This window comes from Streptomyces sp. NPDC002643 (assembly GCF_053592555.1).
Genome location: NZ_JBSFVY010000010.1, coordinates 248,719 through 273,290, shown reverse-complemented (window position 1 = coordinate 273,290; position 24,572 = coordinate 248,719). Strand labels below are relative to the sequence as shown.

Annotated in this window: 22 protein-coding genes; 13 read left to right on the top strand and 9 right to left on the bottom strand. The window is 71.0% G+C overall.

Going from position 1 to position 24,572, the window contains the following annotated elements:
- Positions 1 to 42: 42 nt before the first annotated feature.
- The 6 genes from ACWD4G_RS17945 to ACWD4G_RS17920 form a co-directional block, all read right to left on the bottom strand.
- Positions 43 to 1,461, bottom strand: a complete 1,419-nt coding sequence (locus ACWD4G_RS17945; protein ID WP_451294363.1) for an SLC13 family permease — start codon at positions 1,459 to 1,461, stop codon at positions 43 to 45.
- Positions 1,462 to 1,639: 178 nt separating this feature from the next.
- Positions 1,640 to 2,308 (bottom strand): response regulator transcription factor, encoded by a 669-nt coding sequence (locus ACWD4G_RS17940; RefSeq protein ID WP_451294361.1) that lies wholly within the window; start codon positions 2,306 to 2,308, stop codon positions 1,640 to 1,642.
- Between the two features lie 31 nt (positions 2,309 to 2,339).
- Complete coding sequence (locus tag ACWD4G_RS17935; RefSeq protein ID WP_451294359.1) at positions 2,340 to 3,785, bottom strand: ATP-binding protein; 1,446 nt, start codon at positions 3,783 to 3,785, stop codon at positions 2,340 to 2,342.
- Positions 3,772 to 4,065, bottom strand: a complete 294-nt coding sequence (locus ACWD4G_RS17930; RefSeq protein WP_451294357.1) for a small secreted hydrophilic protein — start codon at positions 4,063 to 4,065, stop codon at positions 3,772 to 3,774. The genes ACWD4G_RS17935 and ACWD4G_RS17930 overlap by 14 nt, the downstream gene beginning before the upstream one ends.
- Before the next feature lie 167 nt (positions 4,066 to 4,232).
- On the bottom strand, positions 4,233 to 4,514 hold the full coding sequence (locus ACWD4G_RS17925; protein ID WP_451294355.1) for an Lrp/AsnC family transcriptional regulator: 282 nt from the start codon (positions 4,512 to 4,514) through the stop codon (positions 4,233 to 4,235).
- The gene (locus ACWD4G_RS17920; RefSeq protein WP_451294353.1) at positions 4,465 to 5,325 is read right to left on the bottom strand and encodes a rhomboid family intramembrane serine protease; all 861 of its coding nucleotides are present in this window, start codon (positions 5,323 to 5,325) and stop codon (positions 4,465 to 4,467) included. The genes ACWD4G_RS17925 and ACWD4G_RS17920 overlap by 50 nt, the downstream gene beginning before the upstream one ends.
- Before the next feature lie 200 nt (positions 5,326 to 5,525).
- On the opposite strand from ACWD4G_RS17920, the gene ACWD4G_RS17915 reads away from it, so the two are divergent.
- From ACWD4G_RS17915 to ACWD4G_RS17895, 5 genes are all read left to right on the top strand, one after another.
- Positions 5,526 to 5,765 (top strand): hypothetical protein, encoded by a 240-nt coding sequence (locus ACWD4G_RS17915; protein WP_009309707.1) that lies wholly within the window; start codon positions 5,526 to 5,528, stop codon positions 5,763 to 5,765.
- A 38-nt stretch (positions 5,766 to 5,803) separates the two neighbouring features.
- Positions 5,804 to 7,147 (top strand): NYN domain-containing protein, encoded by a 1,344-nt coding sequence (locus ACWD4G_RS17910; protein ID WP_451294351.1) that lies wholly within the window; start codon positions 5,804 to 5,806, stop codon positions 7,145 to 7,147.
- Positions 7,148 to 7,433: 286 nt separating this feature from the next.
- A complete protein-coding gene (locus tag ACWD4G_RS17905) occupies positions 7,434 to 8,477 on the top strand; it encodes an NlpC/P60 family protein (protein WP_451294349.1) in 1,044 nt (347 codons plus the stop codon).
- A 392-nt stretch (positions 8,478 to 8,869) separates the two neighbouring features.
- The gene (locus ACWD4G_RS17900) at positions 8,870 to 9,907 is read left to right on the top strand and encodes an NlpC/P60 family protein (RefSeq protein WP_451294347.1); all 1,038 of its coding nucleotides are present in this window, start codon (positions 8,870 to 8,872) and stop codon (positions 9,905 to 9,907) included.
- Positions 9,908 to 10,005: 98 nt separating this feature from the next.
- Positions 10,006 to 11,265, top strand: coding sequence for a hypothetical protein (locus tag ACWD4G_RS17895; protein WP_451294345.1), 1,260 nt, complete (start codon positions 10,006 to 10,008; stop codon positions 11,263 to 11,265).
- A gap of 86 nt (positions 11,266 to 11,351) precedes the next feature.
- On the opposite strand, the gene ACWD4G_RS17890 is transcribed toward ACWD4G_RS17895, so the two are convergent.
- Positions 11,352 to 12,584: a glycosyltransferase 87 family protein gene (locus tag ACWD4G_RS17890; RefSeq protein ID WP_451294424.1), complete on the bottom strand. Its 1,233-nt coding sequence runs from the start codon at positions 12,582 to 12,584 to the stop codon at positions 11,352 to 11,354.
- A 220-nt stretch (positions 12,585 to 12,804) separates the two neighbouring features.
- Between ACWD4G_RS17890 and ACWD4G_RS17885 the strand changes: the two genes are divergently transcribed.
- Both ACWD4G_RS17885 and ACWD4G_RS17880 read left to right on the top strand, forming a co-directional pair.
- Positions 12,805 to 13,947 carry a glycosyltransferase family 4 protein gene (locus ACWD4G_RS17885; RefSeq protein WP_451294343.1) on the top strand — a complete coding sequence of 381 codons (1,143 nt, stop codon included), beginning with the start codon at positions 12,805 to 12,807 and terminating at the stop codon, positions 13,945 to 13,947.
- Between the two features lie 69 nt (positions 13,948 to 14,016).
- Entirely contained in the window at positions 14,017 to 15,654 is a 1,638-nt protein-coding gene (locus tag ACWD4G_RS17880; protein ID WP_451294341.1) for a GMC oxidoreductase, read from the top strand.
- A 36-nt stretch (positions 15,655 to 15,690) separates the two neighbouring features.
- On the opposite strand, the gene ACWD4G_RS17875 is transcribed toward ACWD4G_RS17880, so the two are convergent.
- A complete protein-coding gene (locus ACWD4G_RS17875; RefSeq protein ID WP_451294339.1) occupies positions 15,691 to 17,487 on the bottom strand; it encodes an AMP-dependent synthetase/ligase in 1,797 nt (598 codons plus the stop codon).
- Positions 17,488 to 17,813: 326 nt separating this feature from the next.
- Here ACWD4G_RS17875 and ACWD4G_RS17870 point away from each other — a divergent pair, with 326 nt between their 5' ends.
- The 6 genes from ACWD4G_RS17870 (at position 17,814) to ACWD4G_RS17845 (ending at position 23,759) form a co-directional block, all read left to right on the top strand.
- The gene (locus ACWD4G_RS17870; RefSeq protein WP_451294337.1) at positions 17,814 to 18,611 is read left to right on the top strand and encodes a metallophosphoesterase family protein; all 798 of its coding nucleotides are present in this window, start codon (positions 17,814 to 17,816) and stop codon (positions 18,609 to 18,611) included.
- Positions 18,612 to 18,719: 108 nt separating this feature from the next.
- Positions 18,720 to 19,160: an SRPBCC family protein gene (locus tag ACWD4G_RS17865; RefSeq protein ID WP_451294335.1), complete on the top strand. Its 441-nt coding sequence runs from the start codon at positions 18,720 to 18,722 to the stop codon at positions 19,158 to 19,160.
- A gap of 892 nt (positions 19,161 to 20,052) precedes the next feature.
- Positions 20,053 to 21,240, top strand: a complete 1,188-nt coding sequence (locus tag ACWD4G_RS17860; RefSeq protein ID WP_451294333.1) for an ArsA family ATPase — start codon at positions 20,053 to 20,055, stop codon at positions 21,238 to 21,240.
- A gap of 59 nt (positions 21,241 to 21,299) precedes the next feature.
- The gene (locus ACWD4G_RS17855; protein WP_451294331.1) at positions 21,300 to 21,803 is read left to right on the top strand and encodes a DUF5304 domain-containing protein; all 504 of its coding nucleotides are present in this window, start codon (positions 21,300 to 21,302) and stop codon (positions 21,801 to 21,803) included.
- A gap of 105 nt (positions 21,804 to 21,908) precedes the next feature.
- Positions 21,909 to 22,862 carry an ROK family glucokinase gene (locus tag ACWD4G_RS17850; protein WP_451294329.1) on the top strand — a complete coding sequence of 318 codons (954 nt, stop codon included), beginning with the start codon at positions 21,909 to 21,911 and terminating at the stop codon, positions 22,860 to 22,862.
- A 147-nt stretch (positions 22,863 to 23,009) separates the two neighbouring features.
- On the top strand, positions 23,010 to 23,759 hold the full coding sequence (locus ACWD4G_RS17845; protein ID WP_451294327.1) for an endonuclease/exonuclease/phosphatase family protein: 750 nt from the start codon (positions 23,010 to 23,012) through the stop codon (positions 23,757 to 23,759).
- Between the two features lie 129 nt (positions 23,760 to 23,888).
- Here the strand turns inward: ACWD4G_RS17845 and ACWD4G_RS17840 are convergent, their stop codons facing one another.
- The gene (locus tag ACWD4G_RS17840; RefSeq protein WP_451294325.1) at positions 23,889 to 24,572 is read right to left on the bottom strand and encodes a hypothetical protein; all 684 of its coding nucleotides are present in this window, start codon (positions 24,570 to 24,572) and stop codon (positions 23,889 to 23,891) included.

Below are 24,572 nucleotides of genomic sequence, written 5' to 3'. Positions count from 1 at the left end.
GGGTCGTGGGTTCAGCCGTCGGATCGTGGGTTCAGCGTCGGATCAGGGGGTCATGAGCGACACGCCCAGCAGCGGCCACACCGCCACCGCGAACAGGACGACCAGGGCGGCCGTCAGGGGCGCCAGGACCGCGGAGAGCCGCAGCAGGTCGCGGGGGGTGTACGTGGGGGTGTCGGGGAGGTCGGCGAAGAGGGCCACCGGTTTGGCGGAGGCGGGCAGCGTGTGGCAGAAGCCCGCCGCCGCGGTGGAGGCGAGGGCCGCCGCGACCGGGTTCACCCCGGCGCCGACGGCCGCCGCCACCACCAGGGGGACCAGGACCGACGAGCGGGCCGAGCGCGACTGCAGGACCAGATGCGCGGCGGTACTGATCACCACCACGGCCACCAGGAACACCATCGGCGAGACCCCGCCCGGCAACCCCGCCACCAGCCACTTCGCGGCCCCCGAGTCACTGAGCGCGACGCCCATCGCCATCGTCGCCGCCATGAACAGCAGCATCGACCAGGGCACCGTCTTCAGCGCGTCCTTCAGCCGTACGGTGCCCAGCGCCGGCGACGAGGCCACGACCGCGCCGATCAACGCCACCACCGCCGGGGACACCCGGTGGAGCGGTTCGCTGCACCACAGGACCACCACCGTGCCCAGCAGCAACGCGCAGCGCGACTCGGCCGGGGACCAGGGGCCGGTCACCGGCTGCTCACTGTGCCGCTGGATGTCCTCGACCGTGATCCGTACCGGGCCGCGACGGTCCGCTCGCCGGGTCGTCGTCAGCAGCACCGCCTCGGCGGCCAGATGCGACGACACGATCGCGAGCGGCAGGCCCAGCAGCAGCCATTCGGTGAAGCCGATGCGGTCGCCGGTCGCCTCCCACAGCACCGACACCGTGATCAGATGCGCTCCCGCGCCGATCAAAGTCGCCACCGCCGAGAGGAGGATCACGGTCGGGAACAGCAGCGCCAGCATCACGACCAGTCGTTTCCGGTCGGCCAATGCCTTGGCCAAAGCCAGGAAGACCGGGAGCGCGAGTGCCGCCCGGCCCGATGTCGCCGGGACCGCGAACGCCGTCACCACCAGGGCGGCCGTCGTCAGATGCGTCAACTGCCGTACGGTATGGGCGCCGCTGACCAGGAACGTCGCCGCCCGGCCCGCCAGGCCCGTGCGCGTCACCGCCGCCGCCAGTACGAACGCGCAGATCAGCAGCCATACGGTTGAGTCGCCGAGGGTGCCGAAGAGGGTGTCGTTGCTGATGACTCCGGTGACCGTGAGGGCGAGGCCCGCGCCGAGGGCTATGTAGGTGTCGTCGATGGGGGTGCCGATCCAGGCGGCTGTCGCCAGCGCGAAGACGGCGAGGGTGAGCCTGGCGTCTCCGGTCAGGCCCGGGAAGTTGGCGGGGACGACCAGGAGGGCGCAGAGGGAGAGTGCTGCGCAGAGGGTGGCTGCCAGACGGAAGTTCAGGGTCACGTCATCAAGGGTTCAATTGGGCTGTTAGCCGTTGATGAGCGGATTGTGAAAGGCGCTTCATGTGGGGGCGGGATCGGTTGTTTGGCGGGTGCGGGTGAGTGGGGGCTGGTCGCGCCCACGCGGCGGAGCCGCACATTGATACAGCCCCGCGCCCCTAAAGAACGGCGCTGCGCGCCGTCTAGGGCATCGCCGGCAAGCGGTAGCCCATGCCCCTTACCGTTTCCAGCTGTTCCGCGCCCAGCTTTTTCCTCAGTGCCCGGACGTATACGTCCACGATGTTCGAACCCGGGTCGAAGTCGTAGCCCCACACGTGCGACAGGATCTGTTCCCTCGACAGGACCTGGCCCGGGTGGCGGAGGAACAGCTCCAGTAGGACGAACTCCCTTGCTGTGAGGTCGACCAAGCGGTCGCCCGCCCTGGCTCGGCGGGTCCTCAGGTCCAGGGTCAGGTCGCCGCTGCGGAGCATCGTGACCTCGGGGGCCCTGGCCGCCGTGCGCAGGCGGAGGCGGACCCTGGCCAGGAGTTCCTCGAAGCGGAACGGCTTGGTCATCCAGTCGTCGGCGCCGCCCTCCAGGCCGGCCACGGTGTCGCGGACCGAGTCGCGGGCGGTGAGGACGATGACCGGGACGGTGACACGGGCCTCGCGGAGTTCGCGCAGGACCGTGAAGCCGTCGCGGCCGGGCAGGCCGATGTCGAGCACGACCAGGTCGAAGCCACCGGTCAGGGCGTACTCGTAGGCCGTGTCGCCGTCGCCGACGACCGTCGTGGTGAAGCCGCCGGCGCGCAGGCCCTTCTCGACGAACGAGGCGATCCGTTCCTCGTCCTCGACGATGAGGATGCGGTTCACGGGGTCCGCCCTTCGCCGAACATGTTCCGTTTCACGGACGGGTTCCTTCCAGGGTGAGTACGAAGGTGGCGCCGCCGCCCTCGGTGTCGTGCAGCCGTACCCGGCCGCCGTGGGCCTCGGCTATGGCGCGGACGATGGACAGACCGAGCCCCGCACCGGAGCCCCGGGCGCCCCGGCGGGCCGTACCGCGCCGGAAGCGTTCGAAGATGACGTCGGCGTCCTGCGGCTGGACGCCCGGGCCCGAGTCGACGACGTACAGCTCGATCGCCGAGCCGTCCGCGCGGGAGCCGATGCGGATCGTCTGGCCGGTGGTGGTGTGCTGGACGGCGTTCTGGGCCAGCTGGACCATGGCCTGGGTGATCCGCTGGGCGTCCAACTCCGCCTCGCGGTCGGCGACTTCGGCGAGCTGCCAGTCGCGTTCCCCGAGGGTGCGGGCCTTGACGTAGACATCGGCGGTGAGTTCGGCGAGCTGAACCGGCTCGGGGCGGACGAAGTCGGGGCGTTCGGCCTTGGCGAGGAGCAGGAGGTCCTCGACGATCCGGCTCATCCGGTCCAGCTCATCGGTGACCAGGCGGATCGTCTCCTCGCGTTCGGCCGCGCTCTCGTTGGCACCACCCATCAGTTCCAGATGGCCCCGGACGATGGTGATCGGGGTGCGCAGCTCGTGCCCGGCGTCGTCCACGAACTCCCGCTGGGCGGCGAAGGCCCGTTCGAGACGGTCGAGCATGGCGTTGAACGTCCCGGCGAGCGCGGCGACGTCGTCCCGGCCGTGCACCGGGATGCGCTGGGTGAGGTCCTGCTCGGTGAGCTGGGCGGCCGCCGTACGCACCAGCCGTACGGGTTTGAGGATGCGCCCCGCGACCACCCAGGCGATCCCGACGGTCATCAGCAGCGCGACACCCGAGATGGCGAGCAGCACCTGGAACACCTCGTCGGCCCGCTGCTGCTCCCGCTGCGGATGGAAGGCCACCACGAACGCGGCGTCCGGCTCGCCGCCGTATCGGGCCACCTCGACCTTCGCCCAGTGGATCTCCCCGGAGGGCCGGTCGAGGACACCGCTGGCGTCGGGGGAGTCGTAGATCCGGCGCTGGGCGGTGGTGTCCCGGTAGAGGGGCAGCGTGACGGGGACGTCCCGTTCCTGCCGGATGTGCCGGGGGGCGTCCCGCGCCCGGCCGATCAGGCCGAGCAACTCCTCGTCGGAGTCGGCGTTCTGGCGGTCCAGGAAGACGTAGAGCAGCCGGGCCGGTTCGGTGAACGGCTGCCCGGTCTCCGGATCGACGCCTCTGGTCTGGAGATTCGTGAACTCCCCGGCCTCCTGGGCGAGCAGCCGGTTGATCCGCTGCTCGGTGTCGCGCAACAGGATCGAACGGGTCGTGGTGGCCACCGAGGCCAGTGCCACCGCCATCACCAGCAGCAGCCACAGCAGAATCCTGACCCGTGCCGAGAGCCACCGCCGAGCCCCGTCAGCCGTCGTCACCGGGCCCGTCGTCGGAGTCGTCCGTCCCGAGGTCGTCGTCATCGTCATCACTCGCGGGGCTGTCGGTCACCGGCGGCCGGGGCACGACCTCGTCACGGGGAGTCCGCTCGGCACTCGGCGTCGGACTCGGGGTCGGACTCGGCGACCCCTTGTCCAACTCCACCTTGGGCGGCACCTTCGGCGCCTCAGGACTGTCGGTCAGGGCAAAACTGGTGGCCGCGATCCCGAGCGGGATGGCCACCACGGCGGCCAGAGCGGCGATACGACGAGAGAACACCATGGGAGTGAGCCTGCGGCCGCTGGGCGAGGAGGATGATGAACCCCAGATGAGGGTTCTTTAATCTGCCGGGTGCCCTGGTGCTTTTAGGGGCGCGGGGCTGTATCGATTTGCGGCTCCGCCGCGTGGGCGCGGCCAACCCCCACACACCCGCAGCCGCCAACGAACCCTCACCCATCCAGACCGATGGCGAACGCAGCCTCAAGATCATGCTGCGAATACGCCCGAAACGCCACATGCGTATCCGTCGCCAACACCCCCGGAATCTTGCTGATCGCCCCCGGAATCACATCCGCGAGATCGTCATGGGCCTTCACCCGGACCATGGCGACCAGATCGTACGTACCGGTCACGGAGAACACCTCGCTCACCGACTCCAGCGCCGCGATCGACTCGGCGATCTCAGGAATCCGGTCCACGCTGGTCTTGATGAGCACGATCGCGGTGATCACGGCTGTCTCTCTCCTCAGATCCGGGCACGGGGCCTTTCACTCTAGCCCGCCACCCCCGACGCCCCCACGCGCAGACGAACCCCAGTCCGAACCCCACCAGATGTGCGAGATACGCGACCCCGGGCCCGCTGGTCTGCCGCCCGGCGGCCAGCCACTGCAGGCTCACCCAGAACGGCAGGGTCACCCAGGCCGGAAAACGCAAGGGGAGGAAGAACAGGAAGGGAAAGAGGCTGGTGACCCGGGCCCGGGGGAAGAGGAACAGAAAGGCGCCGAGGACCGCCGAGATCGCCCCGGACGCCCCGACCAGGGACTGCGGGGACCCGGCGTGGGCGACGGCGTACGCGACGAGGGCGAGATAACCGCAGCCGACGTAGAAGAGGGCGAACCGCAGATGGCCCATGCGTTCCTCGACCATCGCCCCGAAGACGAACAGGAACAGCATGTTGCCGAGCAGATGCAGCCAGCTTCCGTGCACGAAGAGCGCCGTGAGGGGGGTGAGCAGCGCACGGGAGGACCCGGTGAACAGTTCGACCGGTACCACCCCCCAGCGGCGGAAATACGTCCGCTGTGCCGCGATCAGCTCGTCGCCGCTGCCGTATCCCGGATTCAGTCCGGCCGCCGGACCGATCAGGAAGATCAGACAGCAGGCGAGGATCAGCCCGTAGGTGACCGGCGCGTGCTCGTTCGCCACGGGCGCCGGCTCGCCGTCCACCGGTGGCCCGCACTCGCCCTCCGGCCCCCCGGCCCCCGCCCCCGGCGCTGACTGAATCCGTACCGTCCGGCCCACCGCCGCGCTCCACTTGCCGATCATGAGCAGAGCATGACGTAACGGGACCCACCCGCACAGACCGCCTCGCCGCCGGGGGTATTCGGGGTCGCCGCCGGGAACAATCGGCCTGACCGGCGGAGGCGCTCGGCTTCACGGCCCCGGGCGAGGCCGTAGGGTTACGAGCCACACGCACCGGGAAGTCGGCGCGTCACGGAGACTGGAAGAAGGAAAGAGCAGCCACGATGACGGTTCCCCTGCCGACCGCCACGACCCGCTGGCGCTGCACGCTGTGCGGCAACCTCACGCGTTTCGACGTGACCCGTTCCTCGAAGGTCGTCGAGTACGTTCACCTCGACCTCGCCGGAGAACCGAAGGTCGAGGAGCGCGAGGTCGTCAGTGAGACGATCGAATCGGTCCGCTGCCGCTGGTGCAACGCCGTGGATCAGGTGGAACTCGTGGACAGGCCGGGCGCCGACTCCTGACAGGGAGCGGCACCGAACGGACGTAGGGGTGTTGACGGATGGTGGAGACCGCAGGCGGGGGGCCGGGCGACGGCGCCGCTGAGGTGCTCGACCGTCCGTTGCCCGAAGGTGTGCGCAAGCGGGTCGTGCAGATCGTCTCGGACGGCTTCGGTGGTCTGACCGTCGCCGAACTGCCCGCTCAGCTCAGGCAGTACGCCCGGTTCGCCCCGAACCGCCGGGTGAAGTTCGCGGGCAACGCGATGGCGGCCGCCGTCGAGGCCGACACGCTGTTCCGGCAGCGGATCGGTGAGCGGTTCAGGGAGGCGCACCCGGAGTTGGCGGGCGCCCTCGACACGGGGTCGCCGCCCCCGGCCGCCGATCCGCTGGACGTGGCGGCGGCGGCGTACGTCCTGCGGCCCACGGGCTGGGTGAAACTGGTCGCCGCCGCCGGCGAGGAGGCCCTGCGGGCGGACGCCGAGCGGGCCGACGAGGAGAGCCGGGCCGAGCTGGAGCGGTTGCGCGAGCAGCTCGCTCAGGCGCGCGGGCACACGAAGGCGGAGACGGAACGGCTGCGCGCCGAGCTGGAATCGGCCAAGAAGGAGGCCGACTCACTGCACCGCAAGCTCCGCTCGGCCATGAGCGACGTCAAGCGCGGCGAGGCCGCCCTGCGCAAGCTGCAGGCCGAGATGGAGGCCGTACGCGCCGAGGGGCACGCCCAGGTGTCCGCCGCCGAGAGCGAGACCCGGCGGCTCAAGGCCCGCCTCGGTGAGGCCGAGGCCGCCCTGGAGGCCACCCGGCGGGCGGCCCGCGAGGGGCGCAGCGTCGAGGACATGCGCGTACGACTGCTCTTGGACACCGTGCTGGACGCGGCGCAGGGGCTTCGGCGGGAGCTGGCGCTGCCCCCGGTGTCCGTGCGGCCGGCGGAGACCGTGGACGCGGTGGAGCCGGGGCGGATGACGCCGAAGGACATCGCCGCGCGGGCGCTGTCCGAGAACGACCCGGCGATCCTGGACCAGTTGCTGGCGCTGCCGCAGGCGCATCTCGTCGTCGACGGCTACAACGTCACCAAGACCGGCTATCCGCAGATGCCGTTGGAGAAGCAGCGGCTCAGGCTCCTCGGGCAGCTCTCCCAGCTCGCCGCGCAGACCGGTGCCGAGGTGACCTGTGTCTTCGACGGGGCCGAACTGGCCGCTCCCGTCCTGCTGGCGCCGCCGCGCGGGGTCCGGGTGCTGTTCTCGAAGCCCGGCGTCACCGCCGATGAGCTGATCCGTCAACTGGTGCGTGCCGAGCCGCCCGGACGTCCGGTCATCGTGGCCTCCACCGACCGTGAGGTGGCCGACGGCATCGCCAAGGCTGGTGCGCGGCCGGTGGCTTCGGCGGTCCTCCTCAAGCGGCTCACCTGACCCGGCCAGGTCGTCCCGTCCGCCCCTTCGGTCTCACCCTGCCCCATCAGCAACATAAGGCGGCTATGACCGAATTGGACCGAACTGTTGCGCAACGTAGCGTCAATCGAGCATTACTAGATGTGTGTTGAGTGTAAATAGTGCGCCCAGGGACGGGATTTTTCTGGTGGGGGATTTGAAGTGATCACCACTGGGTCACTAGGGTCTGGGCTCAAACCTCTGCACGGGTGGTCGTTCACCGGAAGTCCCCGCCGGGCGATCGCTCACGAGAAGGAGTTCACCTACCGTGGCGTCCCACCGTCGACCGAAGCAGCCGAGCCGCGCGCGTGTGACCGTGCTCACCAGCGCCGCAGCCGCCGCCGTGGCCCTGTCCTCGCAGGCCGCCAACGCCGCGCCCGACGACAAGCCCACCAAGGAACAGGTCAAGACCAAGGTCCACGACCTGTACGAAGAGGCGGGACGGGCCACCGACAAGTACAACGGGGCCAAGGAGAAGCAGGAGAAGCTCCAGAAGGAGATCTCCACGATCCAGGACAACGTCGCCCGTGGCCAGGAGGAGCTGAACGAACTGCGTGAGGGCATAGGCCAGGCGGCCAGCGCCCAGTACCGCAGCGGGGGCATCGACTCCTCCATCCAGCTCTTCCTCTCCGCCGACCCGGACGACTATCTCGACAAGGCGTCCACCCTGGACCAGTTGAGCAGCCAGCAGGTCGATCTGCTCAAGAAGATCCAGGAGAAGCAGCGCTCGCTCGCCCAGCAGCGCCAGGAGGCCTCCGAGAAGCTGGAGGACCTCGCCGACGCCCGCGAGACCCTCGGCAAGAAGAAGGAAGAAGTCCAGAACAAGCTCGCCGAGGCGCAGAAGCTCCTCAACACCCTCACCGCCGCGGAGAAGGCCGCCCTCGACGAGGAGGACCAGCGCGCCAGCCGTGACGCCGGGGAACGCGCCAAGCTCACCGACTCCAGCGACGTCCCCGCCTCCGGGCGCGGCGCCGCCGCCCTCGCCGCCGCCGACACCCAGGTCGGCAAGCCGTATGTCTCCGGCGGCAGCGGCCCCAACTCCTACGACTGCTCCGGGCTGACCCAGTGGGCCTACGCCCAGGCCGGTGTCTCCATCTCCCGGACCACCTACACCCAGGCGAACGACGGCACCCGCCTCACCCGCGACCAACTCGCCGTCGGCGACCTGGTGTTCTTCAACGACCTCGGCCATGTCGGCCTCTACGCCGGCAACAACACGGTCCTGCACGCCCCGTACCCGGGCAAGGTCGTCCGCTACGAGTCGATGGACACCATCGGCAGCTTCCAGTTCGGCGTCCGTATCGGCGGCTGACGCTCCGGCGTCCGCTGTCCGACGTTCGCGAGAGGCTCCGCCCCGGACTTCCGCACAGGCTCCGCCTGAGGTCTTCGCACAGGCTCCGCCTGGCACTTCGCGGCTCCGATTGTCACTCGGTGTGACAATCGGAGCCGTTCTGCTTCAAGATCAGGACACAGAGCCGCCCGAACGAGCGAATTCCCCCACCTCGCGCTGACCCCACGCCCCGCCGATGACCTGGGTCCCGGCCGGGGCGTCACGCTCCGTGTCCGCGTGGGTCTTTGGCTGTGACAGGGTCGCGCGGCTACTGTCGGCCGCGCTTCCCTCACCCGCCGTGAGGGCGCCCCCCGAGGACGCCCACCGACGCGGGCCGAGGGTCCCGTCCGCCGTCGAAGGGAGTGCGGCTTCCCGTGGTGTCCCACAGTCGCCTTGTACCGTCCGGGTTCGACCGGGGCGCAGCCGCCGCCCTGGGCGTACTGTCCGCCGCTGCCGCCGCCCTCGGCGCCATCCCCGTCCAGCAGGCGGTCGCAGCCCCGAACGACAACACCGCCCGGGCCGAGGTCGACCGGCTCTACGAGGAGGCCGAGAAAGCCACCGAGGCGTTCAACAAGGCCGACGAGCGCGCCGACGAACTCCGCGACCAGGTCGGCGACGCACAGGACGAGATCGCCCGGCAGCAGGACCGCGTCAACGCCATGCGGGAGGCGCTGGGTTCGCTCGCCGGAGCCCAGTACCGCGCCGGTGCCATCGACCCCTCGCTCGCCCTGCTCTTCTCCGAGGACCCCGACGACTACCTCGCCAAGGCCTCCACCCTGGACCGCATCAGCACCCACCAGGCGGGCGAACTCCACGACCTCCAGCAGGCCCTGCGCGACATCGCCCAGAAGCGCGCCGAGGCCTCCGGCAAGCTCACCGAGCTGGAGAAGAGCCGCAAGGCCGTCGCCCGGCACAAGCGGACCGTCGAGGCGAAGCTCGCCAGAGCCCGGCAGATCCTCAACTCCCTGCCGGACGACGAACGCGCCGAGTACGACCGAGTCTCCCGCTCCGGCGGCGAGGGCCGCACCGACATGCCCGAACCCGCCGACGCGGCGGCGGCGCCCAACGGCCGCGCGGCCGCCGCCGTGGCCGCCGTCCAGTCGGCGCTCGGCAAGCCGTACATCTGGGGCGCCACCGGCCCCAACGGCTTCGACTGCTCGGGCCTCATGGTCTGGTCGTACGCGCAGGCCGGAGTCGCCCTCCCGCGTACCTCGCAGGCCCAGCGCTACGCCGGCGCCCAGGTGCCGCTGTCCCAGGCACAACCCGGCGACCTGGTCACCTACCGCTCCGACGCCAGCCATGTCGGTATGTACGTGGGCAACGGCCAGGTCATTCACGCCCCCTACCCGGGCGCCCCCGTCCGCTACGACCCGGTCGCCATGATGCCGATCGCCTCGGTGACGCGTCCCTGAGGGTGAGTGCGGCGGTGCGACCGCTGCCGCCGGGCCGCCGTGAGCGCCGGGCGCCCTGCCTCTGACCGGCGGACACCGGCCGCCGTACGATCGGGAACGTGGCTGGTCGAAGCGGAGCGTTCCCGGGAGCCGCAGGAGCCTGTCTCGCGCTCGCCCTGCTCGGCGGCCTCCTCGTCGGCTGCGGTGACCCGGCGCTGGACTCCGCCCGCGCCGATGTCCAGCGGATGCTCGACACGAGGGCCGAAGCGGTCCTGGAGCGGGACGAGTCGGCGTACCGGTCGACGGAGGCGCCCGAGGGATCGGCGACGACCGGGCAACTGGCCACCGGAGAGGCCGAGTTCACCAACCTCCGCGGCCTCCCCCTCGCCTCCTGGTCGTACGGCCTCACCGACCTCAGGCGCTCCGGCGACCGGGCCACCGCCGAGGCGGCCCTCAGCTACCGGATTCGCGGCTACGACCGGGCGCCCGTCACCGCCGCCCGCACGCTCTCCCTGGTCCGCGACGAGGACGGGGCGTGGCAGGTCGCCTCGGACGAGCCCGCGCGGGACGGCACCGAGCAGCTGTGGGAGCAGGGCACGATACGGGCCGTGCGCGGTGAGCGGAGTCTCGTCCTCGGCGTGGGGCGCTCGACGCGGGACCTGCGGCAGTACGCCGGGCTGGCGGACCGGGCCGTGCCCGCCGTGACCGAGGCGTGGGGCGAGGACTGGCCGCGACGGGTCGTCGTCCTCGTCCCCGAGTCGCTGGACGAGATGGCCGGGCTGCTGGGCGCGTCGGCCTCCGCGTACCAGGGGATCGCCGCGGTCACGACGGGCGAGGTGAGCGAGGCGCGACAGGGCTCCGCCGAGCCGGAGACCGGGGCGCCCGCGGACCGGATCATCATCAACCCCGAGGCGTACGGCGTCCTCGGCGACTTCGGCAAGCAGGTCGTCCTCACCCATGAGACGACCCATGTGGCCACCCGCGCCGACACCAACGCCGCCACCCCGCTCTGGCTCTCCGAGGGCTACGCCGACTGGGTCGGCTACCGCACGACGGGCCGTACGGCCGACGAGGTCGCCCCGGAACTGCGACGGGCCGTCGCCGAGGGCCGGACCCCCGACCGGCTCCCGGAGGACGCCGACTTCGCCTTCTCCGGCGACGCCGGCCGCCTCGCACGGGCGTACGAGAGCGGTTGGCTGGCCTGTCGGATGATCGCCGACCGCTGGGGCGAGGTCCGCCTGAACGAGTTCTACCGGGCGGTGGGCGCGCACGGGGAGCGGTCCGGATCGGTGGAGGGCGCGTTGCGCGACGTCCTCGACACGACTCCCGAGCAGTTCACCGACCGGTGGCGGGAGTACATGCGCGATCAGCTGGCCTGATCCGGGTCCAGCTCGGCGACGGCCTCCCTGAGCCACGCCCGTTCCGCCTGGCCCGCCGCGTGGGCGACTCGGCTGTGTCGGCGGGCTCAGGAGCCCAGTGGTTCCTTGGCGCGGGTCTCCTGATCGGGGAGCGGTGCCGGGGCCGGGCGGGGGACCGTCTCCTGCCAGAGTTCCAGGGCGGCCAGAAGCGAGGCCATGATCAGCAGGCCGTTGCGGAGGAAGAGGAGGGTGACGCCCTGCCAGGTGCTCATGACCACGTCGGAGAACCAGATCGGGAACTCCAGGACCGTGACGAAGGACGCGACCAGGACCAGACAGGCGGGCAGCCCCATGCGGCTCGCGCGGAAGCACAGGCAGACCGCCGCGAGGCCCACCAGCCACACCATGTACTGCGGGCTGATCACCCGGCTCGTGGTCGTGAACATCAGCACCGCCACGAACGCGGCGTCCGCCAGGGTGTGCGGCGCGAACCGCCGGGCCCGCACCCGCCACAGCAGCAGCCAGCCGAAGGCAACCCCGCTGAGCGCCAGGGCCGCGTTGCTGACGACGCTCACATAGTCGCCGAGGAACTCGACCGAGCCGTAGTTGAGCAGCACCTGGCCGTCCCAGTCGAACTGCCGGGCGACATGGAAGACGAGGGCGCCCAGCGACTCCACCTCGGTGCCCCGGTCCCGCTGGAAGGTCAGGAAGGCGAACGCGCCGGGCATCCAGAGGGAGAGGGCCAGGGCCAGGGCCGCCGCCGTCACCCCGGCCGAGACCCATGCCGTGCGCCTGCGGGCGCCGAGGAGCAGCAGCAGCGGCCACACCTTCAGCAGCGCCCCGAGCGCTGTGAGGGCGCCCATCGCCTTGGGGTGCCGGCTGCCCGCCAGCAGCGCGGCGACCGCCACCGCCGTGACCATCACGTCGTAGCGGGAGTACACGGTCGGGCCGATCAGCGGCAGGCCCACCACCCACATCCAGGCCCCGTGCCACGTCCTTTCGGGGCGGGTGCCGGCGTGGAGGAGCAGGACCAGCACCGCGAGGTCGGCGAGGAAGGCGAGGACGAAGAAGGCCGACGCGTAGTCCAGGAACGGCAGCAGTGCGGGGGAGAGGATCGCGAGGGCGGCGGCGGGCGGGTACTGCCAGGTGACGTCGTTCTGCGGATACGTTCCGTCGCGCAGGACCTCGTACCAGCCGTGGTAGATGGTCGAGACGTCGGTGGTGACGTCCGGGCCGGGGAAGACGTACACCTTGAAGACGAACAGCAGCAGGAGCAGCCGGGTCGCGCCCCAGACCGTCAGCAGCCCGAACGGAAGCCGTCGAGTGCCCGTCATGTCCACCTGAGCCATCCGTGTCCCTGTTCGTGGGTTCCTGGTCCCGTTGTGCGGGTGCGCCGGGGCAGCGCCCGTGGAGACATGATCCCCCGTCGGGCTGTGAAGCGGCCGTGAAAGGCCGCCGGACCGTGTGAGGAGCGGGTGCGGACGTCGCGTGGACGCCGGTTCGGCAGGCGTGGACACCGTTTCGGCAGGGGCCGCCGCCGGTTCGGTAGGGTCGGCGGCGATGCACAAGACCCTGATCGTGACCAACGACTTCCCGCCCCGCCCCGGCGGTATCCAGGCGTTCCTGCACAACATGGCGCTGCGCCTGGACCCCGAGAAGGTCGTCGTGTACGCGTCGACCTGGAAGCGGAGCCGGGAGGGCGTCGAGGCGACCGCGGCCTTCGACGCCGAGCAGCCCTTCACCGTCGTCCGCGACCGCACGACGATGCTGCTGCCGACCCCGGGCGCCACGCGTACGGCCGTGGGTCTGCTGCGGGAGCACGGCTGTACGTCGGTGTGGTTCGGCGCGGCGGCCCCGCTCGGTCTGATGGCCCCGGCGCTGCGCAGGGCGGGCGCGAAGCGGCTCGTCGCCACCACGCACGGCCACGAGGCCGGCTGGGCCCAGCTGCCCGCCGCCCGGCAGTTGCTGGGCCGGATCGGCGAGACCACGGACACGATCACCTACCTCGGCGAGTACACCCGCTCCCGTATCGCCACCGCGCTGACCCCCGAGGCCGCCGCCCGTATGGTCCAACTCCCGCCCGGCGTCGACGAGAAGACCTTCCACCCCGGCTCCGGCGGCGACGAGGTCCGCGCCCGTCTCGGCCTCACCGACCGCCCGGTGGTCGTCTGTGTCTCCCGGCTGGTCCGGCGCAAGGGCCAGGACACGCTCATCCGGGCGATGCCGGCGATCCTCGCCAAGGAGCCGGACACGGTGCTGCTGATCGTCGGGGGCGGCCCCTACGAGAAGGAGCTGCGCAGGCTGGCGTACGAGACCGGGGTCGCCGATTCCGTGCGCTTCACCGGGTCCGTGCCCTGGGCCGAGCTGCCCGCCCACTACGGCGCCGGTGACGTCTTCGCGATGCCGTGCCGTACGCGCAGGGGCGGTCTGGACGTGGAGGGGCTCGGGATCGTGTACTTGGAGGCCTCCGCGACCGGGCTCCCGGTCGTCGCCGGCGACTCCGGCGGTGCCCCCGACGCCGTGCTCGACGGCGAGACCGGCTGGGTCGTGCGCGGTGGTGAGCCGGGGGAGGCCGCCGAGCGGATCGTCACCCTGCTCGGGGACGCCGAGCTGCGCCGTCGGATGGGGGAGCGGGGGCGCGAGTGGGTGGAGGAGCGATGGCGGTGGGACACGCTGGCTGAAAAGTTGCAGCTGTTGCTGTAGGGGAAAATGGGTCAAAAGGGGCGTCCAGTATCTCTGGTGGGAACGCGGGCGTCCGCCGATGCTGTGTCCATGACTGAAAAACTGACGCACCATCACCTTTCCCGTCGCCGAATACTCGGTATGGCCGCCCTCCAGACGGCCGCCGCCCTCGGCCTCACCCGGGTCGGTCTCCAGTCGGCCCACGCCGTCGAGCCCGAGGCGGTCGAATCCGCCCCCGCCATCGTCATCGGCTCCGGCTACGGCGCCGCCGTGGCCGCCCTCCGCCTCGGTCAGGCCGGCATCCGCACGGTGATCCTGGAGATGGGCCGGCTCTGGAACACCGCCGGCTCGGACGGCAAGATCTTCTGTTCGACCAGGGAGCCGGACCAGAGATCCATGTGGTTCAAGACCCGCACCGAGGCACCGCTCGCCACGTTCCTCTGGCTGGACGTCGTCAACAAGGACATCAGCCCCTACCCCGGAGTCCTGGACCGCGTCCGCTACGCCGGCATGTCGGTCTTCCTGGGCCGAGGAGTCGGCGGCGGCTCCCTCGTCAACGGCAGCATGGCCGTCACCCCCCTTCAGTCGTACTTCGCCGAGCAGTTCCCGACCGTCGACACCGCCGAGATGTACGGCACCTACTTCCCGCGCGCCCGCACCATGCTCGGCGTCAACACCATCGACCCCGCCTGGTTCGAGTCCACCGAGTGGTACCGCTTCAGCCGGATCTCCCGCGCCCACGCCGAGAAGACCGGCCTGAAGACCACCTTCGTACCCAGCGTCTACGACTTCGCCTACATGCAGCGCGAGGCCGCCGGAACGGCCACCAAGTCCGCGCTCGCCGCCGAGGTCATCTACGGCAACAACCACGGCAAACGCAGCCTCGACAAGACCTACCTCGCCGCCGCCCTCGGCACCGGCAACGTCACCATCCACACCATGGAGCGCGCCAAGGGCATCAGGAGGGAGAGCGACGGGACGTACGTCATCACCGCCGACCGCGTGGACGACACGGGCGCGGTCGTCGAGACCAAGGAGTACGGCTGCACGTACCTCTTCCTCGGCGCCGGGAGCGTCGGCACCACCGAACTCCTCGTCCGGGCGCGGGCGAAGGGCACCCTGCCCGCACTGGACGCCAGCGTCGGCTCCGGCTGGGGCACCAACGGCAACGTCATGCTCGGCCGGGCCAACCACCTCTGGGACACCGTCGGAGCGAACCAGTCGACCATGCCGGTCATGGGCATCGACGACTGGGCCAACACCTCCAACCCCGTCTTCGCGGAGATCGCCCCGCTGCCGACGGGCCTGGAGCACTGGGTCAGCCTCTATCTCGCGATCACCAAGAACCCCGAGCGCGCGTCCTTCACCTACGACGCCGCGAGCGACTCGGCGAAACTCGGCTGGAGCGCCGCCCAGAGCGCCGTCTCCGTCTCCATGGCCAAGAAGCTCTTCGACCGCATCAACTCGGCGAACTCCACGATCTACCGGTACGACCTCTTCGGCACGTCCAACAAGGTCTTCGCCGACGACTTCACGTACCACCCGCTCGGCGGCTGCGTGCTGGGCAGGTCCACCGACAACTACGGGAGGGTCAAGGGCTATGCGAAGCTGTACGTCACCGACGGCTCGCTCGTGCCCGGCTCCATCGGCGTGAACCCCTTCGTCACGATCACCGCGCTCGCCGAACGCACGATGGCGCGGGTCCTCGTGGAGGACACCGCGCCATAGCCGTATCGAGCCGCGCCATAACCGTATCGAGACGGGTTACTTCTGGTAGATCGCCTCGATCTCGTCCGCGAAGTCCTTCGCCACCACGCTCCGCTTGAGCTTCAGGGACGGCGTGAGGTGGCCCGAATCCTCCGTGAACTGGGAGGACAGAATGCGGAACTTCCGCACCGATTCCGCTTTCGACACCGCGGCGTTGCCGTCGTCGATCGCTGCCTGCACGGCCGCGTTCAGATCGGCGTCCGCGCTCAGTGACGCCGCGGTGGAGCCCGCCGGCTTGCCGTGCTCGGTGGCCCAACGGCCCAGGAACTCCTCGTCGATGGTGACCAGCGCGCCCACGAAGGGCCGCCCGTCACCGACGACCATGCACTCCGCGACCAGCGCGTGCGCCCGGATACGGTCCTCGATCACGGCCGGGGCCACGTTCTTGCCGCCCGCGGTGACGATGATCTCCTTCTTGCGGCCGGTGATCCTGAGATAGCCGTCCTCGTCGAGGGTGCCGATGTCACCGGTGTGGAACCAGCCGTCGGCCAGCGACTCCTCGGTCGCGCCCGGGTTGTTCCAGTACTCCTTGAACAGATGCTCGCCGTGCAGCAGCACCTCGCCGTCGTCCGCGATCCGGATCACCGAACCCGGCAGCGGCTGCCCGACCGTACCGATCTTCTGCCGGTCCCAGGGGTTGAACGCGGTCGCCGCACAGGTCTCGGTCAGACCGTAGCCCTCCAGGACCGTGAAGCCGATGCCCCGGAAGAAGTGCCCGAGCCGCTCGCCCAGCGGGGCGCCGCCGGAGATGGCGTACTCGCCCTTGCCGCCCAGGACAGCCCGCAGCTTGCTGTAGACGAGCTTGTCGAAGACGAAGTGCTTGAGCTTCAGCCCCAGGGACGGGCCCGACGGGGTGTCCAGGGCCTTGCTGTACGCGATCGCCGTGTCGGCGGCCTTGTCGAAGATCTTGCCCTTGCCGTCGGCCTGCGCCTTGGCGCGGGCCGAGTTGTAGACCTTCTCGAACACCCGGGGCACACCGAGGATCAGCGTCGGCCGGAAGGTGGCCAGCTCATCGGTGAGGTTCTTGATGTCCGGTACGGTGCCCAGCTTGATCGGCGCCATCATCGGCGCGATCTGGACCAGCCGCCCGAAGACATGGGCCAGCGGAAGGAAGAGCAGCACACTGCACTCGCCCGTGCGGAAGAGCGGCCGCAGACGCTCCACGACGTTCCCGCACTCGGCGAAGAAGCTGCGATGGGTGAGGACGCACCCCTTGGGCCTGCCGGTGGTACCCGACGTGTAGACGATGGTCGCCGGGTCGTCCGCCTTCGCCAGTGAACTGCGCTCCTCGACGGCCTCGTCGGTGACGTCCTCGCCGAGCCGCCCCAACTCCTCGACACCACCGGCCTCGATCTGCCACACATGCTTCAGCGCGGGCAGCCGGTCCCGCACCGACTCCACGGCCGCCGCGTGACCGTCCAGCTCCACGATCATCGCGGTCGCACCCGAGTCGGAGAGAATCCACTGCACCTGCTCCGGCGAACTGGTCTCGTACACCGGCACGGTGACCGCGCCCGCCGACCAGATCGCGAAGTCCAGCAGCGTCCACTCGTACCGCGTACGGGACATCAGCCCCACCCGGTCGCCCGGCAGCACACCGGCGGCGATCAGGCCCTTCGCGGCGGCCCGCACCTCGTCGAGGAACCGCACGGCGTTGACGTCCTGCCAGCTGCCGCCCACCTTGCGGGCGATCACGGCGACATCGGGATGCTGCGCGGCGTTTCTACGGACGATGTCGGTCAGATTGCCGTCCGTAGGGACCTCGTACAAAGCCGGAAGGCTGAACTCGCGCAAGACTGCTGCTCCTCATAGGGCGCCGGCGCCACGACTGACGTGTGTGCTGCGACGGTGCGGTCCAAGGCTGGGGCCAGCGCTCAGGATCACCGGGTTCTTCGTGATGCGTGGTCATTCGTTGGTTGAATACCTGAGCACGACTGGACTGCCCGGACGTTACCCGTCGGTATGGCTTCTCCGCGAGGGGGGTCGACCGAGATGTTCGCCGTGTCACACATGGGGGTTCCCCCCGGGCACAGTAATCCACCCACTTACTGACTGGCCAGTAACGGCGGGTCCGCTCGGCGCTGTCCGCCCGCGCCGCCCACGGCCTACCCTTGATCGCCATGGCACCCATATCAGGCGGCAATCCCAGGACACGTATCCATGTGGTCAGCGATGTGCACGGCAACGCCGCCGGCCTGGCCGGAGCCGGTGAGGGTGCCGACGCCCTGATCTGCCTCGGTGACCTGGTCCTTTTCCTCGACTACGCCGATCACTCGCGCGGGATCTTCCCCGATCTGTTCGGCGCGGAGAACGCGAGCCGACTCGTCGAGCTGCGCACCGCCCGGCGGTTCGAGGAGGCCCGGGAGTTCGGGGCGCGGCTCTGGGCGGGCGTCGGCGGCGAGCGCCACGCCGTCATCGAGAAGGCCGTGCGCAAGCAGTACGCCGAGCTGTTCGCGGCCCTCCCGACCCCTACGTACGCCACCTACGGCAATGTCGATATACCGATGCTCTGGCCCGAGTTCGCGGGCCCGGGGACCACCGTCCTCGACGGCGAGCGCGTGGAGATCGGGGGATGGGTCTTCGGCTTCGTGGGCGGCGGCCTGCGCACGCCCATGCGGACGCCCTACGAGATCAGCGACGAGGAGTACGCGGCGAAGATCGAGGCCGTGGGGGAGGTGGACGTGCTCTGCACCCATATCCCGCCGGAGGTGCCCGAGCTGGTGTACGACACGGTGGCGCGCCGCTTCGAGCGGGGCAGCCGGGCGCTGCTGGACGCCATCCGCAGGACCCGGCCCCGGTACTCGCTCTTCGGGCACGTCCATCAGCCGTTGGCGCGACGGATGCGGATCGGGGCGACCGAGTGCGTGAACGTGGGGCACTTCGCGGGGAGCGGGAAGCCGTGGGTGTTGGAGTGGTGAGCGCCGGGCTGGGTGCCGGGGGTTCCTTCGGCGCGCGGTAGCCTTCACGCTGCACATACGTGCGCACCCGACCTCCCTCACCGGACCGTCTCTGGAGGAGCCACGGCGATGGCGGAATTCACCAGTTCGAGCATCACGATCGAGGCTGCGGCGGCCGACGTCATGGGAGTGATCGCCGACTTCGCCCGCTATCCGGACTGGACGGGTGAGGTGAAGGAGGCGGAGGTACTGAAGTCGGACGCCGACGGGCGTGCCGAGCAGGTACGGCTCGTCATGGACGCCGGGGCCATCAAGGACGACCAGACCCTCGCGTACACCTGGTCCGGCGCCAACGAGGTGTCGTGGACGCTGGTCAAGTCGCAGATGCTGCGGTCGCTGGACGGGTCGTACATCTTGAAGCCGGTCGGGGATGCCGTGACCGAGGTGACGTATCAGCTGACCGTGGATGTCAAGATCCCCATGCTGGGGATGATCAAGCGGAAGGCGGAGAAGGTGATTATCGACCGGGCGTTGGCGGGTCTGAAGAAGCGAGTCGAATCGACCGCGTGAGGTCGCCCACCGGCCTTGCCCACCCACCCGCCCGCCCGTCTCGCCCCGGTCACAGGGCGCTGTAACGCTGTAACGGCACGCCCAATAGCTCGGGGGATCTGCTGCGTCGCGGCTGCGGGCAGTACGTGGCTGATCGCGCAGTTCCCCGCGCCCCTTAAAAGCACGGGGCACGGGCCCAGCTGCCACAGCCGCCGACACCCGCCGCCCCCATCCGCGGGCCGCCACTTCCACCCGCGGGTTGCTGCCCGTAAACCGCGGGCCGCTGCTCGTAAACCGCGGGCCCGCTGCTCGTAAACCGCGGGCCGTCGCCCCCACTTGCGGCCGCTGCCCCCACCCGCGGGCTGCTGTTCGTGAACGGCGGGCCGCTGCCCGTAAACCGCGGGCCCGCTGCTCGTAAACCGCGGGCCGTCGCCCCCACTTGCGGCCGCTGCCCCCACCCGCGGGCCGCCGCCCGTGAACGGCGGGCCGCTGCTCGTGAACGGCGGGCCGCTGTTCGTGAACGGCGGGCCGCCGCCCGTAAACCGCGGGCAATCGTGCCGCTGGGGCGGCACGGGTGGGCGCGGGCGGCACCCTGTAAGCGCCGGTAAGCGCCACCGCCCCCCGCTCAGCCCCCGCGCCGGGTGCCGAGGAACCTGTGGTCCGCCTCGGACCTGCTCCCGCGCCGGGTGCCGAGGAACCTGTGGTCCGCCTCGGACCTGCCCCCGCGCCGGGTGCCGAGGAACCTGTGGTCCGCCTCGGACCTGCCCCCGCGCCGGGTGCCGAGGAACCTGTGGTCCGCCTCGGACCTGCCCCCGCGCCGGGTGCCGAAAAATCTGTGGCCCGCCCCCGACCTGGCCCCGCCGGGGGCCTCGGCGGCGGGGTCCGGCCCTTTCCTCCGCTACCGTTCAACCCCATGCGCACCATCCTGATCACCGGGCAAGGCGGCAGCGGCCGTACGACGGTCGCCGCGGCCACGGGGCTGAACGCGGCTCGTGAGGGTCGGCGGACGCTCGTGCTGAGTGCTGATCGGGTGGACAGCCTGGGCGCCGCGCTCGGCGTCGAGACCGGGGCCGAGCCCGTACGGGTCGAGGAACGGCTCACCGCCTGGCGGCCCGACGCCGCGGCCGACTTCCGGGACGACCTCGTCGCGTTCCAGGAACGCGCCGCCTCCGTACTCGACCTCCTCGGCGCCGGCCGGCTGGAGGGCGAGGAACTGACGCCGCTGCCCGGCGCCGAGGAACTCGCCCTGCTGCGGGCCCTGCGGGACGCCGTACTGTCCGAGGCGTACGACCTGCTCGTCGTCGATCTGCCGCCCGCCCCGCAGGCACTCGCCCTGCTCGGCCTCCCGGAGGAGCTGCGACGGTATCTGCGGCGACTGCTCCCGCCCGAGCGGCAGGCGGCGCGGGCGCTGCGGCCGGTGCTGGGACGGCTGGCCGGGGTGCCGATGCCCGCGGAATGGCTGTACGAGACGGCCGCCCGCTGGGACGTGGAACTGGCGGCGGTCGCGGCCGTGGTCGAGGGGCCGGGGACGAGCGTGCGGCTCGTCGCCGAACCCGGCCCGGCCGGTGCCGATCATGTACGCGTCGCACAGATCGGGCTCGCCCTGCGCGGCCTGCCCGTCGAGGACCTGGTCGCGGACCGCGTCCTCCCCGAGGCCACCCACGACACCTGGCTCGCGGGGCTCGTCGCCCAGCAGAGGAAGACCTTGGAGGAGTGGGAGGGGAGCCAGGCAGGCGCCCGGCCGGTCGCGGTACGGAAGGTCACCCACCTCGGGCGGGACCCCCGAGGCCTCGACGACCTCGCCACCCTCCACGTCCCCGCCGTCGGCGACGCCCCCGCCCATGACCCCTGGCCCGTCGTCGACCGCCTCGACGACGACGGGGTGCTGGTCTGGCACATCCCGCTGCCGGGTGCGATACGCGACGAGCTGGATCTCATCCGCAGGGGTGACGAGTTGGTCGTCAGCGCGGGGCAGTTCCGGCGTATCGTGCCGCTGCCGTCGGCGCTGCGCCGCTGCACGGTCGACGGCGCCTCCCTGCGCGAGGGCGAGTTGAGGATTCGTTTCGCGCCGGACCCGAGCCTGTGGCCGCGCGGGCAGTGAAGCGCGTACCCCCGTTCGGGTAACGTCGAAGGTACGAACCGTAGGCAGGAGAGTCCGCCATGAGCGAAGAGCGCCCCCCGTCCGAGGCCGCGTCCGACGCCGAACGGCAGCAGACCGCCGGTGAGACGTGGGCGCGGGCGACCGACGCCGACGCCTGGGCCACGGCGTGCGAGGAGGACCTCGCCGCGGAGAAGGCCCGCCGCCGGGCGAAGTACGGTCCGCCACCGGGTTCGGCCGCCGAGGAACTGCGCAAGCTGGTCGGCGCGGTCAGCGACAAGCTCTCCGGGCTGCAGTCACCGCTGTTCGGCGCGGTGGCGGGCGGTGCGGCCCAGCAGATGGTCCACCAGGTCGTCCGCCAGGCCAAGGCCGCCGTCGAACCCGTCATCGAACGCAACCCGGACGTCTTCGACCATCTCGCCGCCGCCGGCAACGAACTCCTCGCCGCGTACCGCTCCGCCGTCGAGCACCAGGAACGCCGCTGGACCACCCGTGACACCGCCCACCGGGACCGTCATGACGACGGCGACGATTCGGGCCCCGGAGAGCGCATCGACCTGGACTGACGGCGGTTTCGGGCACCTCCGTCCGCCGGATGGACGACGGGGGTCGAGGGGGATGCCCTCGGGTACGGTTGGCCGTAGCGGGGCTCGACCGAAACTGAGGGATTCATGGGACTCACCATCGGCGTCGACATCGGCGGTACCAAGATCGCGGCGGGCGTGGTCGACGAGGAGGGCAACATCCTCTCGACCCACAAGGTGCCGACCCCCGGTACGCCCGACGCCATCGTGGACGCCATTGCCGCCGCCGTCGAGGGCGCGCGAGCCGGACACGAGATCGTCGGTGTCGGCATCGGCGCCGCCGGTTACGTCGACCGCCAGCGCTCCACGGTCTACTTCGCCCCCAACATCGACTGGCGCAACGAGCCGTTGAAGGACAAGGTCGAGACCCGCGTGGGCCTGCCGGTAGTCGTGGAGAACGACGCCAACGCGGCCGCCTGGGGCGAGTACAAGTTCGGCGCCGGCAAGGGCCACCGCAACGTCATCTGCATCACCCTCGGCACCGGCCTCGGCGGCGGCATCATCATCGGCAACAAGCTGCGCCGCGGGCACTACGGCGTGGCCGCCGAGTTCGGCCACATCCGGATGGTCCCGGACGGACTGCTGTGCGGCTGCGGCAGCCAGGGCTGCTGGGAGCAGTACGCCTCGGGGCGCGCGCTCGTCCGGTACGCAAAGCAGCGCGCCAAGGCGACCCCAGAGAACGCCGAGATCCTCCTCGGCCTCGGCGACGGCACCCCCGACGGCGTCGAGGGCAAGCACATCTCCATGGCCGCCCGCCAGGGAGACCCGGTCGCCGTCGACTCCTACCGCGAACTCGCCCGCTGGGCCGGCGCCGGCCTCGCCGACCTCGCCTCCCTCTTCGACCCCTCCGCCTTCATCGTCGGCGGCGGCCTCTCCGACGAGGGCGAACTGGTCCTCGACCCCATCCGCAAGTCCTACAAGCGCTGGCTGGTGGGCGGCAACTGGCGCCCGGTCGCCGAGGTCATCGCCGCCCAACTGGGCAACGAGGCGGGCCTGGTAGGCGCAGCCGACTTGGCAAGAGAGCCGGACCCGATCATGTAAGGGTTCACTTTCGACGCAGGGTGCCACCCCCGCGCCCCGAAAGGGGCGCGGGGAACTGCGCGAGTAACCCCCACCGGCCGTCAGCCGAACAGACGACCTGCGATTCTCCGGCATCCCAGCGGAGCGTTGCCGCGTACATTGATCCACATGCCGCCGCTGCCCAAGTCCCGCACCAACCCAGACGGTTCAGCAACAATCCGCGTACTCAGCTACAACATCCGCTCCATGCGCGACGACACCACCGCCCTGGCCCGAGTCATCACCGCCTGCGCCCCCGACCTGGTCCTCATCCAGGAAGCCCCCCGCTTCTTCCGCTGGCGCAAGAAACTCGCGAGGCTCGCCGCGACCTCGGGCCTGGTCACCCTCTCCGGCGGCGCCACGGCGTCCGGCCCCGCCCTCCTCTGCGGCCTGAGGGCCACCGTGGAACGTACCGAGGACATCCTGCTCCCCCTCACCCCGGGCCTGCACAGACGAGGCTTCTCCACGGCAGTGGTCCGCTTCGGCGCCGCCCGCGTGGGCGTACTGTCCTGCCACCTCTCCCTGCGGAGGGACGAGCGCTACGAGCAGGGCGGCATGCTCCTGGACTATCTCGCCGCACTGGGCGTGGACCACGCGATCGCGGGCGGCGACCTCAACGAACGCCCCGACGGCCCCACGTTCAAACGCCTCGCCACCGAACTCCAGGACTGCTGGACCACGGCCCCCTGGGGCGGCGAGTACACCTCCACCCCGGCCGACCCCCACCAGCGCATCGACGCGATCATGGCCACACCGGGCATCGAGGTCCTCGGCTGCGGGGTCCCCCTCGGCCACCCCGGCATCACCGACCACGACCTGAGGGCGGCCACGGACCACCTCCCGGTCCTGGCCGCCCTCAAGATCCCCGCAGGGCACTAGTCCACCGGCCCCGGCCGTGTTCGACCGACGTAAAGCCTCGCTGTGTCCACCGGCGTCAGCCCACGCTGCGTCCACCGGCGTCAGCCCCCGCCGAATCGACCGGCGTCAGCCCCGCCGTGTCGACCGGCGTCAGACGACCGCCCCGCGCCCGGGATCGTCGTCGTCCTCGTCGTCGCCCTTCATCCGCATCACCAGCGTCGCGAACCCGCCGAGGAAGCCGCCGATGCCCAGGGTGGTGAGCCACCAGGTCATCTCCCAGCCGAGCAGCACGGCGAGCAGCAGCAGGACCGGACCGCCGACGACGCCCAGCCAGGCGAACTTGGCGGTGACGTCGGCCTCCGGCAGCGGCGGCGGCTCCGGCGGTACGAAGTGGCCCTCGTCGTCGTCCCCGTCGTCGTCCCCGCCCGTGTCCTCCCCGACCGGGTCCGGCACGCTGTAGTCGCGCGGACCGGCACCGGCACCGACACCCGGCGCGAACGCCACCGAACTGCCGAGCGGCTTGGGCGTCGAGGGCCCGGCGTCGTCGCCGGAGCCCCCGGAGGGCTTGTCGGCCGAGTCGTCCGGCTCCGCCTCCAGCAGGGCCAGGTCCTCCACCGACCGGAACGGCTTGGCCCCCGGCGGGTCCGGCGGCTCCTCACCGAACCCGGCGACGATGGCCCGCCACGCGGCGTCCTCGTCGAACGGCACGTGCTGCTCCTCGCCCGGCGGTTCACCGGAAGAGCCCCCCGAGGAGTTGTCGCGCGCGTCGCCCTGGCGCTCGCCGCGCGACACGCCCTGCTCCTCCGGCTCACGCTCGGAGTCGTGCTCAGCCAC